Origin of the sequence: Kribbella sindirgiensis (assembly GCF_004331435.1) — a bacterium.
In the GTDB taxonomy this organism is placed as follows: Bacteria; Actinomycetota; Actinomycetes; order Propionibacteriales; family Kribbellaceae; genus Kribbella; species Kribbella sindirgiensis.
Genome location: NZ_SJKA01000002.1, coordinates 720,003 through 733,042, shown reverse-complemented (window position 1 = coordinate 733,042; position 13,040 = coordinate 720,003). Strand labels below are relative to the sequence as shown.

The window sequence follows — 13,040 nt, the reverse complement described above, 5'->3', positions numbered from 1 at the left end:
TTGTCGCGTTCTACGAGTTGCGCAGACAACCGACATTTGGGGTGAGGCAGTGAGTTCGAGATCTACGCGCAGAGGAAAGCCCGCGATCGCCGTACTGGCGGTCGCGGGCCTTGCTGTCGGGGTGCTGACACCGGCGCACGCGGCGTCGGTAGCACCTGCTGCTCAGCCGGCAACCGGTGGCAAGGACGTCAGCGTCACGCTGATCACCGGCGACCGGGTGCGGCTGGCCGGCGGTGACATCACCAAGGCGACGGTCGAGCCCGCCGCCGGCCGGGAGCACGTCGGCTTCAACACCTACCGGATCCGGGACCACGCCTACGTGATCCCGGCCGACGTCTACAAGGCAGTGGGGGACGGCCGGATCGATCGCCGGCTGTTCGACGTCGTGCAGCTGGTCAAGGACGGGTACGACGATGCGTCGACGAGCACGATCCCGGTGCTGACGACGTACGCCGGCACCGCGAAGCGCGCCGTACCGTCCGGAACGCGGGTCACGCGGCAGTTGCCGTCGATCAGCGGCGCGGCGATGAAGGTCAGCAAGAGCAACGCCAAGGCGTTCATGTCGTCGGCCGGGTTCAGCAAGCTGTGGCTGGACGGCAGGCGGAAGTTGCTGCTGGACCAGTCGGTCCCGCAGATCGGTGGACCGGCCGCGTGGCAGGCCGGGTACACCGGCAAGGGGGTGTCGGTCGCGGTGCTCGACTCAGGTGTCGACGCGACCCATCCGGATCTCGCGACGCAGGTCGCGGGGGAGAAGAACTTCACCACGGAGTCCGCGGACGACGTGGTCGGCCACGGTACGCACGTCGCATCGACGATCGCCGGCACCGGCGCCGCGTCGGACGGGCGCTACAAGGGCGTTGCACCGGACGCGCGCATCTACGACGGCAAGATCTGTGAGGTCTACGGCTGCGAGGAGTCCGCGATCCTGGCCGGTATGGAATGGGCCGCGAACGAGGTCAAGGCGAAGATCGTCAACCTCAGCATCGGCGGCCAGGACACGCCGGAGCTCGACCCGGTCGAGGAGGCCGTGAACCGGCTGACCGCGCAGTCCGGCACGCTGTTTGTGATTGCCGCTGGCAACGAAGGTCCGGGGGACGGGACGATCAGCTCGCCCGGAAGCGCGGACGCGGCGCTGACCGTCGGCAACGTGACCAAGCAGGACCAGCTCAACCCGACCTCGAGCCGCGGGCCGCGCGTCGGGGACAGCGCGCTCAAGCCGGACGTCACCGCGCCGGGTACGGACATCGTGGCGGCGAAGTCGAAGGACTCGTCGATCGGTGAACCGGTTGGCGACAAGTACCTGCGGCTCTCCGGTACGTCGATGGCGACGCCGCACACCGCCGGCGCTGCCGCGATTCTGCTGCAGGAGCACCCGTCCTGGACGCCGGCCGAGGTGAAGGCGGCGTTGATGGGTTCGGCGAAGGTCGCGGCCGGCCAGACGTCGTTCCAGCAGGGCGCAGGCCGGATCGACCTGACCACGGCGATCAAGCAGACCGTGGTCACCGAGTCCGGCAGCGTGTCGTTCGGGAAGGCGACGTACCCGCATTCCGACGACCAGCCGGTGACGCGCGACGTGACGTTCCGCAACCTCGGCGAGACCGCGGTCACGCTGTCGCTGACGTCGGTGCTGAACGGGCCTGACGGTACGGCGGCTCCGGCCGGTGCGCTGAAGCTGAGCGCCGACTCGGTGACCGTCCCGGCCGGCGGTACGGCGTCCGTGCAGGCGACGTCGGACACGGCACTCGGTGGCGCGGACGGGCTGTTCAGCGGTCGCATCACCGCCACGGGAGGCGGCCAGACGGTCGTCGTACCGGTGGGTGTGGACAAGGAAGGTCCGACGTACAACCTGACCGTCAAGCTGATCCGGCCCGACGGCGCACCGGACCCGGACTACCCGATGTCGCTGACCGGCATCGACAACGACATGCACGACCTGTACTCGCCGGACGAGACCGGGACGGTGACCCTCAGGCTGCCGCAGGGCGAGTACATGGTCGACCAGTTCCAGGAGTTCGAGCGCGGACCGGAGGACTGGATCTTCTTCATCCTGACCGCGCCCAGCGTGAAGCTCACCTCGGATCAGACCGTCGTCCTCGACGCGCGGAAGGCGAAGCCGGTCACCACGTCGGTGCCGAAGGCGGACGCGAAGCAGGCCAACTCGGACATCGGCTTCGACCGGAAGATCAAGGACAGCACGTACATCTACTCCGCGGGCGGCTTCCTGTCCGGGACGATGTACACGTACAGCACCGGGCCGAAGCTGTCCGCGGCCGAGCTGACCGGGCACGTCACGTCCCAGTGGGGTGTGCCGGGCGCGGACGGGCTGTTCACGAACACGCCGTACCTGTACGGGATCGCGAACTACTTCCCGGGCGAGTTCCCCACCGGATTCGACCGGCAGGTGAAGCAGGCCGACCTCGCGACGGTGGACAGTACGGTCAGCAAGACCGTGGATCCCCGGGTGTTCAAGATGCTGCACCCCGTGATGCCGGACGGTGGCGGCGGCTGGGCCCGCGTCATCCGCGTCGACGTACCGCGGACGATCCGGTACTACCTCGACGACACGCAGTACGGCTGGGCCGGACGGACCGAGGAGGACACGGACGGCGCGGACCTCCCGTTCCCGAAGTGGAGCCTGGAGGGGAAGCCGGTGCTGTACAAGGCCGGCCGGTACTACCAGGAGCGGTGGAACGCGGCGGTGTTCGTGCCGTCGGTGTACGCCGCGACGCGGTCGGCGGATGCGCTCAACGTCTCGCTGTACGGTCTCACCGATGCTGACGGGCACACTGGGTTCATTTCGCGGACGGGGAGTACGACGCTCTACCGGGACGGGACCGAGATCGGGTCCACGGACAGGTTCGGGAGTATCGGCGTCACGGATCAGCCGGCCGGTAAGGCGACGTACAAGCTGGTCACGACCGGTACGCAGGCGGTCTCGCCGTTCTCGACCCGGGTGGACCTGGAGGCGACATTCACGTCGTCGGCGGACCAGGCAGCGGTTCCGATCCGCACCGTAGCGTTCCGCCCGGAGCTCGACGGCAACAACACGATGGAACGCAAACCGGTCACCGTCCTGCTGTACGAGATCAAAGGCGGCGCGGTGGCAAAGCTGAAGATCGACTACTCCGACAACGCCGGCAAAACCTGGCACCAGGCCCCACTCACCGGCACCAAAGCAATCTTCCCAACCCCACCCGGCAAAACCATCTCCCTACGCGCCACCACCACCGACGCCACGGGAAACACCACCACCCAAACCATCATCGCCGCCTACGACCTGCGGTGATGTAAAGAAAGAGCTGCCGGTGGTGGCTGGCTTTCGGTCGGCAACAAGACTAATGCGGTGTCGGCCTGCCGTCGGCTGGATCGAAACGAGATCGGGGTCCTGGATACCACGACCTCACCGGGTAGGTCCGTACCACAGTCGGCGTTCGTGACGAAGAAGCTCCGGGTCGTGGGTGAACGACCGGATCTGGGGAGGATTACGTGCCGAATCGGGTGGAAAATCCTCCCCAACCCCGCTTCCCGCGGCCTGTTCGCTCCGGCGTACGAACCCGATGATCTCAACGCGAAGCCAGCCACCACCAATAACCCAGTGGTGGCTGGCTTTGGCGGCCAGGCAGACCCACGGTTGACCGCTGAGGCCGGCAAACACCCTGAATCTCTTCTTTACTTGATCTTTCTTCTTTGCTCTTCTTCTTGAAGGTTCGCTCAAGCCGTCTGAGTGACCCTCTGTGTTTCTTCGGTTCAGCCGATCAGGCCGAGGTCCTTCACGGCGTCGCGCTCCTCGCCGAGCTCGGCGGTCGACGCGTCGATCTTGCCGCGCGAGAACTCGTTGATCTCCAGGCCCTGGACGATTTCCCAGTTGCCGTCCTTGGTGGTTACCGGGAACGAGGAGATCAGGCCCTCCGGGACGTCGTACGAACCGTCGGAGACGACCGCCATCGACAGCCAGTCGCCCTCGGCGGAGCCCTTCAGCCAGTCGCGGGTGTGGTCGATCGTGGCGGCCGCGGCTGAGGCCGCCGACGACGCGCCGCGGGCCTCGATGATCGCCGCGCCGCGCTTCTGCACGGTCGGCAGGAAGTCGTTCTCGATCCAGGCCTGGTCGTTGACGACCTCGGCCGCGTTCTTGCCGGCCACCTCGGCGTGGAAGATGTCCGGGTACTGCGTCGCGGAGTGGTTGCCCCAGATCGTCAGCTTCTTCAGGTCCGTGACGTGCGTGCCGGTCTTCTTCGCCAGCTGCGCCAGCGCCCGGTTGTGGTCGAGCCGGGTCAGCGCCGAGAACCGCTCGGCCGGGATGTCGGGGGCGTTGCTCTTCGCGATCAGCGCGTTGGTGTTCGCCGGGTTGCCGGTGACGGTGATCCGGATGTCGTCGGCGGCGTGGTCGTTCAGCGCCTTGCCCTGGACGGTGAAGATCGCGCCGTTCGCCTCCAGGAGGTCGCCGCGCTCCATGCCCTTGGTCCGCGGCCGCGCGCCCACCAGCAGCGCGACGTTGACCCCGTCGAAGACGACGTTCGGGTCGTCGCCGATCTCGATCCCGGCCAGCGTCGGGAACGCGCTGTCGTCGAGCTCCATCACGACGCCCTCGAGCGCCTTCAGCGCCGGGGTGATCTCCAGCAGCCGCAGCTCCACCGGGGTGTCCGGCCCGAGCAGCGCTCCGCTCGCGATCCGGAACAGCAGGCTGTACCCGATATTCCCTGCGGCCCCGGTAACGGCCACCTTCACCGGCGTAGTGCTCACGACGCGCTCCTCGCTGATCAGATTTGTGTGCTTCGGACGCTAGCAAGCCAGCCGTCTCTGCCCAACGCTGGGGCAGTAGCTAATACCTCACATCTCGATGGATCGTTCACCGTACGGTCATCCGGCGTACGTCGCGGGGCCGGTGCGGTGCCCGAAGGTGACTCCCAGTCCCCTGACTTGTTAGGAGAATCGGATGAAGCTGTCCAGCCGGCTGCTGCCGGTCGCCGCCTCGGCCCTCGCGGTGGCCGCGGCCGTCGTCGTACCGCAGGCCCTGCCGGAGTCGGCACCCGCCACCGGCAGCGCGGTCCAGGCGGAGAAGCACGACGACTTCGTCATCGTCGGCCATCGCGGGGCCTCCGGGTACCGCCCCGAGCACACGCTGGCGTCGTACGAACTGGCCGCCCGGATGGGCGCCGACTTCATCGAGCCGGACCTGGTCACCACCAAGGACCGGGTGCTGGTGGCCCGGCACGAGCCGGAGATCGGCGGTACGACGGACGTCGCGAACCACCCCGAGTTCAAGGACCGCAAGAAGACCAAGCTGCTCGACGGCGTCGCGGTGACCGGCTGGTTCACCGAGGACTTCACGCTGGCCGAGCTGAAGACGCTGCGCGCGGTCGAGCGGATCCCGGCGGTCCGGCAGCACAACACCGTGTTCAACGGGCACTACCAGATCCCGACCTTCCAGGAGGTGATCGACCTCAGCAAGCGGCTGTCCAAGGAACTCGGCCGGCCGATCGGGATCTACCCGGAGACCAAGCACCCGACGTACTTCCAGCAGCAGGGTCTCGCGCTCGAGCCGGCGCTGGTGCGGACGCTGAACCGCAACGGTCTGAACCGCCCCGGAGCGAAGGTGTTCGTCCAGTCCTTCGAGGTCTCGAACCTGAAGGCGCTGCACAAGGAGCTCCGTGTCCCGCTGGTGCAGCTGACCAGCGCGAGCGGTGCGCCGTACGACTTCGTGGTCTCCGGTGACAAGCGCACGTACGCCGATATCGTCAGCGCCAAGGGCCTGCGCGAGGTCGCGACGTACGCCGCTGGTGTCGGACCGTCGAAGGACCAGGTCATCCCGCTCGACGCGACCGGCAAGCTCGGGAAGCCGACCGCGCTGGTCGCGGACGCGCACAAGGCCGGGCTGGTCGTGCACCCGTACACGTTCCGGGTCGAGAACAGCTTCCTCCCGGCCGACTTCGACAGCTCCGCGGTGGCGTCGGACTCGGGCAACCTGTTCGGCGAGATCGCGGCGTACCGCAAGGCCGGGATCGACGGGCTGTTCACCGACAACACCGACATCGCGGTCGCGGAAGAACGCGAAGCCAAGTAGCTGACAAGATGGGCAGGTGGAACGTAGGACTGCCTCCGGGCTCGCCGCGGTCGAGGCGCAAGCCGACGGGACCTTCGTGCTGCGGGTCGACGGATCGCCGCAGTCACAGGTCGATCTGGCGGACCCGGGCCACCTGTCCTTCGAGTACATGCGCCGGATCGGCGACGTCGTGGACGCGGTCGCGCCACGGCGTCAGCCGGTCGCGGTGGTGCACGTCGGCGGCGCCGCGCTGAGTCTGCCGCGGTACGTCGCCGTGACGCGGCCGCGGTCGCGGCAGATCGTGCTCGAACCGGACGAGGACCTGACCGAGTTCGTCCGCGAGGCGCTGCCGTTGCCGAAACGGTCCGGGATCAAGGTCCGGCCGGTGAGTGGGCGGGCCGGGATCACCGAGTTGTACGACGACTCGATGGATCTGGTGATCCTGGACGCGTTCGAGCACGAGGCGGTCCCGGCGAACCTGGTGACGGCCGAGTTCTTCGCGGAGTGCGCGCGGGTACTGCGGCCGACCGGGGTGCTGATCGCGAACCTGATCGACGGGAAGGCCGGGCTGCCGTTCATCCGGCGTACGGCGGCGACCGTTGCGGACTCGATCGGGGCGGGGGTTGTGCTCGCCGAGCGGAAGATCCTGCGGGGCAAGGGATTCGGGAACGTCATCATGGTCGCGTCGCGGCAGCCGGTGCCCGATCTGGTGGACGCGGGTCGGCGGGCGCAACCGCCGTACGACGTGATGCCGTTGCAGGAGCTCGCGGGCAAGGCGGCACCACTGACCGACGCGGAGGGCTACCTCACGCCGCGCGCACCGGCCTCAGTCTTCCGGAGCTGACCTGCTCGGCGCTCAGTCGGTGGACGGTGGCGGCGACGGCTGTGCGTTGGGCGGGGGTTGCTCCGATCGCGCGGACCAGTTGGTCGAGGCGGTCCGGGCCGGGGCGGCGGGTGCCCTGGAACCAGGCCTGGATCGTCGCCCGGGGGATCCCGGTCTCCTGCTCCAGCGCCCGCAGCGAACGCGGTCGCGCGAGCGCAGCGACTGCGGCTCCCAGGTCCTGCAGGTTTTCCGCGCTCTCCAGCAGGCTGACGATGTCGCGCGGATCGCGGCTCGCCTCTTCCCACCGCCGGTGCCAGAGCGGCATCAGATCTGCCGGGACTCCGCAGCCGGTCAGGTAGGCGGCGGCGACCTCCCAGGCCGGCAGGTGCTTGCCGCTGGTCGCGCGGATCAGGTGCGGATGCGAGTAGTGCGCACGGTCCGCGAGTTGGCGGTAGCTCAGGCCCGCGTGCCGACGTACCCGTTGCAACGCGGCGGCGAAGGTTTCGACATCCTGCACGTGATCAAACATAACTCAACACGTTTCAACAGGGCAAGGCCGGTTACGCTTGGGCTGTGTCTGTCGCGAAGGTTGCCGCCCTGGCCTACTACCCGGTGAAAGGCCTCGCCGGGATCCCCACCGAGACCGCCGAGGTCGGCCCGACCGGGTTGCTGAACGACCGGCTGTTCATGCTGGTCCAGCCGGACGGGACGTTCCTCAGCCAGCGCAAGCTGCCCGCGATGGCCACCTTGCGTGCGGCGTTGGCGGGTGACGCGCTCCAGTTGTCCGCGCCAGGCGCCCCAGACCTCGAGGTCGAGATCAGGTACGACGGGAAGCGGCGTGACGTCAGCCTGTTCGAGAAATGGTTCGGGCAGGGCGTGGTGCAGGACCCGGCCGCGGACGAGTGGTTCACCGCGCGCCTCGGGGCGCCGGCGGCTCTCGTCCGCGTGACGCCCGAGCACGAGCGACCGGGGTGGGGCGCGCATCGCGGGCTGACCGGATTCGGCGACGCGCACGCGTTGATGATCACGTCGCAGGCGTCACTCGACGGGCTGAACGCGCGCATCCTCGAGCGCGGCGCCGACGCGATCCCGATGAACCGCTTCCGGCCCAACCTCGTCATCTCCGGTTGGGACGAGCCGCACACCGAGGACAAGGTGCTCCGGATGACCGCCGGTGCGGTGGAGATCGGGTACTCCGCGCGCGGGATCCGCTGCGCGGTGCCGACCGTCGACCAGGCGACCGGCACCAAGTCCGGGCCGGAACCGACCCGGACGTTGGCGACGTACCGTCGTGAGCCCGCCTACGGCGGCGGCGTGAGCTTCGGCGTCAAAGGCGCAGTACTTGCCCCCGGCAACATCACCGTCGGTGACGAGATCACCGTCCACGAATGGATCCCGGACGACGCCGACCCCGCCCCCGCAACCCGCAGTTAGCAGCCGACGCGGTAACGGCCGGTGACGGCCTTGTAGGTGCAGGTGTCGAAGGTCTTGCCGGCCGGGGTCTGGAAGCGGGCGGTGTCGCCGGTGTTGTTCCAGATGTACCAGCTCTGGTTCCAGTACAGGGTGAGTGCGCGGTTCCGGTTCTTGCCGGTGCGGACGATCACCGTCGAGCGGCCCGGGAGTACGTAGCCGCGCGGGAACACGAACAGGTGGTTGGCCGCGTCCAGTACCCGGAACCCGGACAGGTTGATCGGGCGCGAACTGATGTTCCGGACCGTGAAGAACTCGTTGTTCAATTGGGCGTTGGTGCGGGTGTCGGCCCCGGGTGGGTCGTACTGGATGCCGCTCAGGACGACGGTGATCGCCGCGTCGGCCGGCAGTGGTGCGAGAGCCGCCGTACCGGCCAGCACCACCGCGGCCGTCGCAGCGGAAAAGAGCGTGCGGAAGCGTCGTGCGAACACAGGAATGTCCCCCTTGGCAGTGGGCCGATGTCCCCCCGGCCCGATGAATGCGAACTGCCGGTTCCCCCCGGCGGTCGCACGCTATCCGTCACGCTCCGTGCTCGTCAAGCCCTCAATCAAGGCTCGTCGCGACACCGTGCTCGAGCAGCGCGACGCGATCCTCCAGGCCGGCGTCACGGAACGCAGCGACGAACTGCTCCGGGCCCTCGCTGAAGTGGGTCCAGCCCTCGGTGTGCACCGGGACGATCGCCGCCCCGTCGAGGATCCGCGCGGCCTCGACCGCGTCCGTCGACGTGAGGGTCAGGTTGGCGCCGTCGAGCAGAGTTGTGCGCGCCGCTCCGGCGAACAGGACCGCGACGTCGATCGGCGCGAACCGATCGGCGATCTCCTTCACCAGGCCGAGCGACGCGTTGTCGCCGGAGACGTAGACGGTCGGCAGTCCGTCGCCCTGGAGGACGAATCCGGTGACGACGCCGAGCACCGCCTCGGCGCCTTCCGGGCCGTGCAACGCCGGTACGCCGGTCACCGTGATCACGCCGCCGTCCGGCCGGGGCAGGTCGATCGACTCCCAGTTCTTCAGCCCGCGAACCCCAGGAATGCGGTCGGCCGCGCCGGGGGTGGAGAGGACGGTCGGGATGGACGGGAGGAGTGCGCGGCCGACATCGTCCAGGTTGTCCTTGTGCTCGTCGTGCGAGACCAGGGCGACGTCGATCGGGCCGAGCTCCGCGGCCGGGATCGCCGGGCCGGTCAGCTTGGTCATCACCCGGCCCGGGAGCTGGTAGTCGCGGGGCTCGTCGAACGCCGGGTCGGTCAGGAACGTCAGGCCGCCGAGGTCCAGGACGGCGGTCGGGCCGCCGATGTGCGTGATCTTCATGACCACGATCCTCCGGCCTGGCGAACCGTCTCGCCATTGGCCCGCGAGTCACAGTTCCCGAAGATCGGGCCATACTGCGTCATACTGTGCCCATGCGTACCGTCGCGGTCCTCGCCTATCCCGGGATGAGCCCGTTCCACCTGTCCGTGCCGTGCCTGGTGCTCGGCGAACGCCGCGGGCTGCCCAGCCGGTACGACGTGCTCGTCTGTGCGGAGGAACCGGGCTCGTTCCCCACCAGCGCCGGATTCGGGATCACGGTGGATCACGGGCTCGAAGTGATGGAGCAGGCCGACGTCGTGGTGCTGCCGAGCTGGGAGCCCGGGCTGGTGGCGTCCGACGTACTACTGGACACGATCCGGGGCGCGCATGCGCGGGGCGCCACCGTGGTCGGGCTGTGCGTCGGGGCGTTCCTGGTGGCCGAGAGCGGGCTCGCCGAAGGGCGTGAAGTGGTGACGCACTGGCGGTTCGCCGACGAGCTGCGGTCGCGGTACCCGTCGCTGAACGTGCGGGCGGACGTGCTGTGGTCGGACCAGGGTGACCTCGTCACCTCCGCCGGTACGGCGGCCTCGCTGGACTGCTGTCTGCACCTGGTACGCACGCATCACGGGATCGAGGTGGCGGAGCAGGTTGCCCGGGACATCGTGGTGGCGCCGCATCGGAGCGGGTCGCAGGCGCAGTACATCCCGGTGCCGGTGCCGCCGGATCCCGCCGACGACGTGATCGAGAAGGCGATGGTGTGGGCGCGGGCGCGGCTCGACCAGCCGGTGTCGCTCGACGAATGGGCCGGGGCGGTCGCGATGTCACGGCGTACGTTCACCCGGCAGTTCCGGGCGCGGACCGGGAGTTCGGGACAGGCGTGGCTGTTGCGCCAGCGGCTCGACCGGGCGCGGCTGTTGCTGGAGACAACGGACCTGTCGGTCGAGCGGGTCGCCACCGAGAGCGGGTTCGGGAGCAGCGACGCGCTCCGGCACCACTTCCACGGGTTACTGGGGACGACACCGCAGCGGCACCGGCAGGAGTTCTACAGCACGAGCAGGATGTAGATCACCGGCGCGGCGAACGTGACGAGCAGGATCCAGGCCATCATCCGGTGCGCCGGCTTGCCGCGGTCGAGCGAGGACGCGAAGTAGAGCACGGCGCCTTCCTCGGTATGGCGGCTCAGCCCCATCCGCTTGGCCTCCTCGGGCCGCGGATCCGGCCGCTCCGCCGACAGCGCGTCCGGATGAATCCCGAAATGCGCCGGCCCCACCCGATCCACATCATCCCGCTCAAGCATCCCAACCTCCCGCGGACCAGGTCACCGACACCCATGGTCGCACCCATCGCGCCGAGTCGTGGGTTCCGACGGCAAAACATCCCCCCGAATCCACGACTCGCGCGAGCGGACGGCTAGGAGAAGTTGGCCACCCAGGCGTTGCGGGCGGCCGAGCCGCAGATCAGCGGGCACAGAATGCCGGTGTCGTGGTCGGCCGACTTCATGCCTACCCCCAGTGTTGTGCGACCACAGTCGAGGATCGTGCTCTTGTACTTCTTCATCAGCTGGTTGTAGGCCTGCTGTGCGGTCATACCGTCGCCACCGGCGCCGACCTGCGAGCCTGAGCCGCTGTTCAGATTGTCACCGGACGTCGCCCGGCTCTGGGCCGTCGACCGAGCACCTGAGGTGAGGCTGGGATCTTCTTTCAGGCGTGCGCAGCCGTTGTTCACCCGCGCGTTGTCGATCAGGTCGAACAGTTGCTGTTCGTTGGCGTCCATACCGCCGTCGACGGGTGGGGGCGGGGTCGTGGTGGTCTTGGTGGCTGTCGGCGTGGGGACGGTGCGGCCCGGGGAGGTTGGGGCGGTGGTGGGCTGCGTGGTCGGGGCCGAGGTCGGGGCGGTGCTGGGGGTGTTCGTGGAGGACTTGGTGGTCGGGGTGTCCGTCGGGCTGTTCGTCGGAGTGTCTGTCGGGGTTGCCGAGGGGGTTTCCGACGGGGTGCTCGTGGGGGTGGCCGTGGGGGTCGCCGTTGGCGGGACGGTGACCTTGGCCGAGGGGGTCGCGACCGCCGGCTTGGCGCTCGGGGTGATGTAGGTGTCGTCGGTGCGCGTGACGATCGGGATGGACGCGTCCGCTTCGTCGTTCTGCGGCTGGTGTAGCAGGATCCACGAGATCGGCGTGATCACCAGCAGCACAGACGCGATCGCGATCACCGTACGCCGACCACGCGCCGAACGTCCGGCCGCTGCCGACCGAGCCGCCGTACGTCGTCCCGGTCCACTGCCGCCAGACCCAGAACCACCAGGCCGACCCGGACCAGAAGCCCCACGCCCACCGGCGCCGGCAGCAACAACGTGCTCAGCCGCCGAGTCCGTCCCAGCACCCGCGTACGCCGCCGCGCCGGCATCAGCACGCTCCGCACCGAACGCACTCTCACCACCGCGAGACGCGCTCGCGCCACCACCGGACGTGCTTGCGCTGAACGTGCTCTCGCCTATGCCAGACGTGCTCGCGCCGAATGCGCTCTCGCTCGCGCGGGACGTGCTCGCGCCAACGCCGGGCGTGCTTTCGCCGGACGTGTCGAGGCCAGAGGTGCTCGCGCCGGATGCGCTCTCGCCTACGCCGGAGGTGCTCGTGCCGAACGCGTTCTCGCCGGCCCCGAAGACGCTTGCGGTGGGCGTGTTCTCGCTTGCGCGGGGTGTGCGTGCGGCGGGTGCCGTGTCGGAGGGAGCTGTGCCTGCGGCGCCTAGGGAGGCCCAGTCGTCGGCGGCTCGGCGGGAGGACCAGGTGCCGGCGGTTTCGCCTGGCGGGGCTGGGGTTTCCTTGCGGGCTGCGCGGCGGGCTCGGGTGGGGGGTTCGGGGTCGGTGCCGGCGATCGACTGGTCGACCCACGACGGCGTACCGCCGGCAGGCCGCCGGTTCGCCAGGCCCGCGGCCGGGTCTTCGGCCGGTCGGGTAGGCAGACCGGCCTCGGTGTCGGGAGCGGTGTAGCTGGGCAGCGCGCCGCGCGGTGCGTACTGCGGCGTGGCGGGGCGTGACTGGTTGCCGCCGGCCCAGAACGGGGACTCGCTGGACGTGGCGCCCTTCGGCGCGCTGGCCCAGAAGGGGGACTCGTCGCTGGTCCGCGGCGCGTAGCGCGGCGGTTCGGGTGGTGCGGGCGGGGTGGGTTCCGCGGGCGGGGTGGGCCGGTTGCCGGACCGCGACGAACGGGAGGCCGCTCGGGTCGCTTTCCTGCGTGGTTTGTACCGGCCGTTGCCGGACTCGGACATTATTTCGTTGGTCCCTTCAAAGTCGCGCCCCCAAGACGTGCCTCGCCAGATCGAGGCGCCTCACACGCCGCCTCACCGGAGCCCCCCAGGCCCGTCCGGCAACATGACAAGGACGGATGCAGGTCCTGTCTGGCGATTCCCCGCCTACTGCGCGGCACTCGG

Annotated in this window: 12 protein-coding genes; 6 read left to right on the top strand and 6 right to left on the bottom strand. The window is 69.1% G+C overall.

The features are described from left to right. The first annotated feature begins 49 nt into the window (after positions 1-49). The gene (locus tag E0H50_RS08180; protein ID WP_131285974.1) at positions 50-3,286 is read left to right on the top strand and encodes a S8 family serine peptidase; all 3,237 of its coding nucleotides are present in this window, start codon (positions 50-52) and stop codon (positions 3,284-3,286) included. A gap of 147 nt (positions 3,287-3,433) precedes the next feature. Continuing rightward, entirely contained in the window at positions 3,434-3,703 is a 270-nt protein-coding gene (locus tag E0H50_RS08175) for a hypothetical protein (protein ID WP_131285973.1), read from the top strand. Positions 3,704-3,747: 44 nt separating this feature from the next. On the opposite strand, the gene E0H50_RS08170 is transcribed toward E0H50_RS08175, so the two are convergent. Further along, positions 3,748-4,740, bottom strand: coding sequence for a malate dehydrogenase (locus E0H50_RS08170; RefSeq protein ID WP_131285972.1), 993 nt, complete (start codon positions 4,738-4,740; stop codon positions 3,748-3,750). Positions 4,741-4,933: 193 nt separating this feature from the next. Here E0H50_RS08170 and E0H50_RS08165 point away from each other — a divergent pair, with 193 nt between their 5' ends. Both E0H50_RS08165 and E0H50_RS08160 read left to right on the top strand, forming a co-directional pair. Further along, positions 4,934-6,061 carry a glycerophosphodiester phosphodiesterase gene (locus E0H50_RS08165; protein WP_131285971.1) on the top strand — a complete coding sequence of 376 codons (1,128 nt, stop codon included), beginning with the start codon at positions 4,934-4,936 and terminating at the stop codon, positions 6,059-6,061. Positions 6,062-6,077: 16 nt separating this feature from the next. Next, complete coding sequence (locus E0H50_RS08160; RefSeq protein ID WP_131285970.1) at positions 6,078-6,884, top strand: spermidine synthase; 807 nt, start codon at positions 6,078-6,080, stop codon at positions 6,882-6,884. Here E0H50_RS08160 and E0H50_RS08155 read toward each other — a convergent pair. Next, the gene (locus E0H50_RS08155; RefSeq protein WP_165547031.1) at positions 6,847-7,380 is read right to left on the bottom strand and encodes a helix-turn-helix domain-containing protein; all 534 of its coding nucleotides are present in this window, start codon (positions 7,378-7,380) and stop codon (positions 6,847-6,849) included. The two genes, E0H50_RS08160 and E0H50_RS08155, sit on opposite strands and share 38 nt — an antisense overlap. A 56-nt stretch (positions 7,381-7,436) precedes the next feature. Here E0H50_RS08155 and E0H50_RS08150 point away from each other — a divergent pair, with 56 nt between their 5' ends. Continuing rightward, positions 7,437-8,297: an MOSC domain-containing protein gene (locus E0H50_RS08150; protein ID WP_131285968.1), complete on the top strand. Its 861-nt coding sequence runs from the start codon at positions 7,437-7,439 to the stop codon at positions 8,295-8,297. Here E0H50_RS08150 and E0H50_RS08145 read toward each other — a convergent pair. Together E0H50_RS08145 and E0H50_RS08140 are read right to left on the bottom strand one after the other, a co-directional pair. After that, positions 8,294-8,764, bottom strand: a complete 471-nt coding sequence (locus E0H50_RS08145; RefSeq protein ID WP_131285967.1) for a lamin tail domain-containing protein — start codon at positions 8,762-8,764, stop codon at positions 8,294-8,296. The two genes, E0H50_RS08150 and E0H50_RS08145, sit on opposite strands and share 4 nt — an antisense overlap. A 112-nt stretch (positions 8,765-8,876) precedes the next feature. Beyond that, on the bottom strand, positions 8,877-9,638 hold the full coding sequence (locus tag E0H50_RS08140; RefSeq protein ID WP_131285966.1) for an MBL fold metallo-hydrolase: 762 nt from the start codon (positions 9,636-9,638) through the stop codon (positions 8,877-8,879). A gap of 92 nt (positions 9,639-9,730) precedes the next feature. On the opposite strand from E0H50_RS08140, the gene E0H50_RS08135 reads away from it, so the two are divergent. After that, entirely contained in the window at positions 9,731-10,681 is a 951-nt protein-coding gene (locus E0H50_RS08135) for a GlxA family transcriptional regulator (protein ID WP_131285965.1), read from the top strand. Here the strand turns inward: E0H50_RS08135 and E0H50_RS08130 are convergent. Together E0H50_RS08130 and E0H50_RS43725 are read right to left on the bottom strand one after the other, a co-directional pair. Then, the gene (locus tag E0H50_RS08130) at positions 10,660-10,914 is read right to left on the bottom strand and encodes a hypothetical protein (RefSeq protein WP_131285964.1); all 255 of its coding nucleotides are present in this window, start codon (positions 10,912-10,914) and stop codon (positions 10,660-10,662) included. The two genes, E0H50_RS08135 and E0H50_RS08130, sit on opposite strands and share 22 nt — an antisense overlap. A 113-nt stretch (positions 10,915-11,027) precedes the next feature. After that, complete coding sequence (locus E0H50_RS43725; protein ID WP_238150836.1) at positions 11,028-12,878, bottom strand: hypothetical protein; 1,851 nt, start codon at positions 12,876-12,878, stop codon at positions 11,028-11,030. Positions 12,879-13,040 lie beyond the last annotated feature (162 nt).

Excerpts from the sequence above, each read along its gene's own strand:
- E0H50_RS08165 (WP_131285971.1), top strand. The coding sequence starts at position 4,934 with ATGAAGCTGTCCAGCCGGCTGCTGCCGGTCGCCGCCTCGGCCCTCGCG.
- E0H50_RS08140 (WP_131285966.1), bottom strand. The coding sequence starts at position 9,638 with ATGAAGATCACGCACATCGGCGGCCCGACCGCCGTCCTGGACCTCGGC.
- E0H50_RS08135 (WP_131285965.1), top strand. The coding sequence starts at position 9,731 with ATGCGTACCGTCGCGGTCCTCGCCTATCCCGGGATGAGCCCGTTCCAC.
- E0H50_RS08130 (WP_131285964.1), bottom strand. The coding sequence starts at position 10,914 with ATGCTTGAGCGGGATGATGTGGATCGGGTGGGGCCGGCGCATTTCGGG.
- E0H50_RS43725 (WP_238150836.1), bottom strand. The coding sequence starts at position 12,878 with ATGTCCGAGTCCGGCAACGGCCGGTACAAACCACGCAGGAAAGCGACC.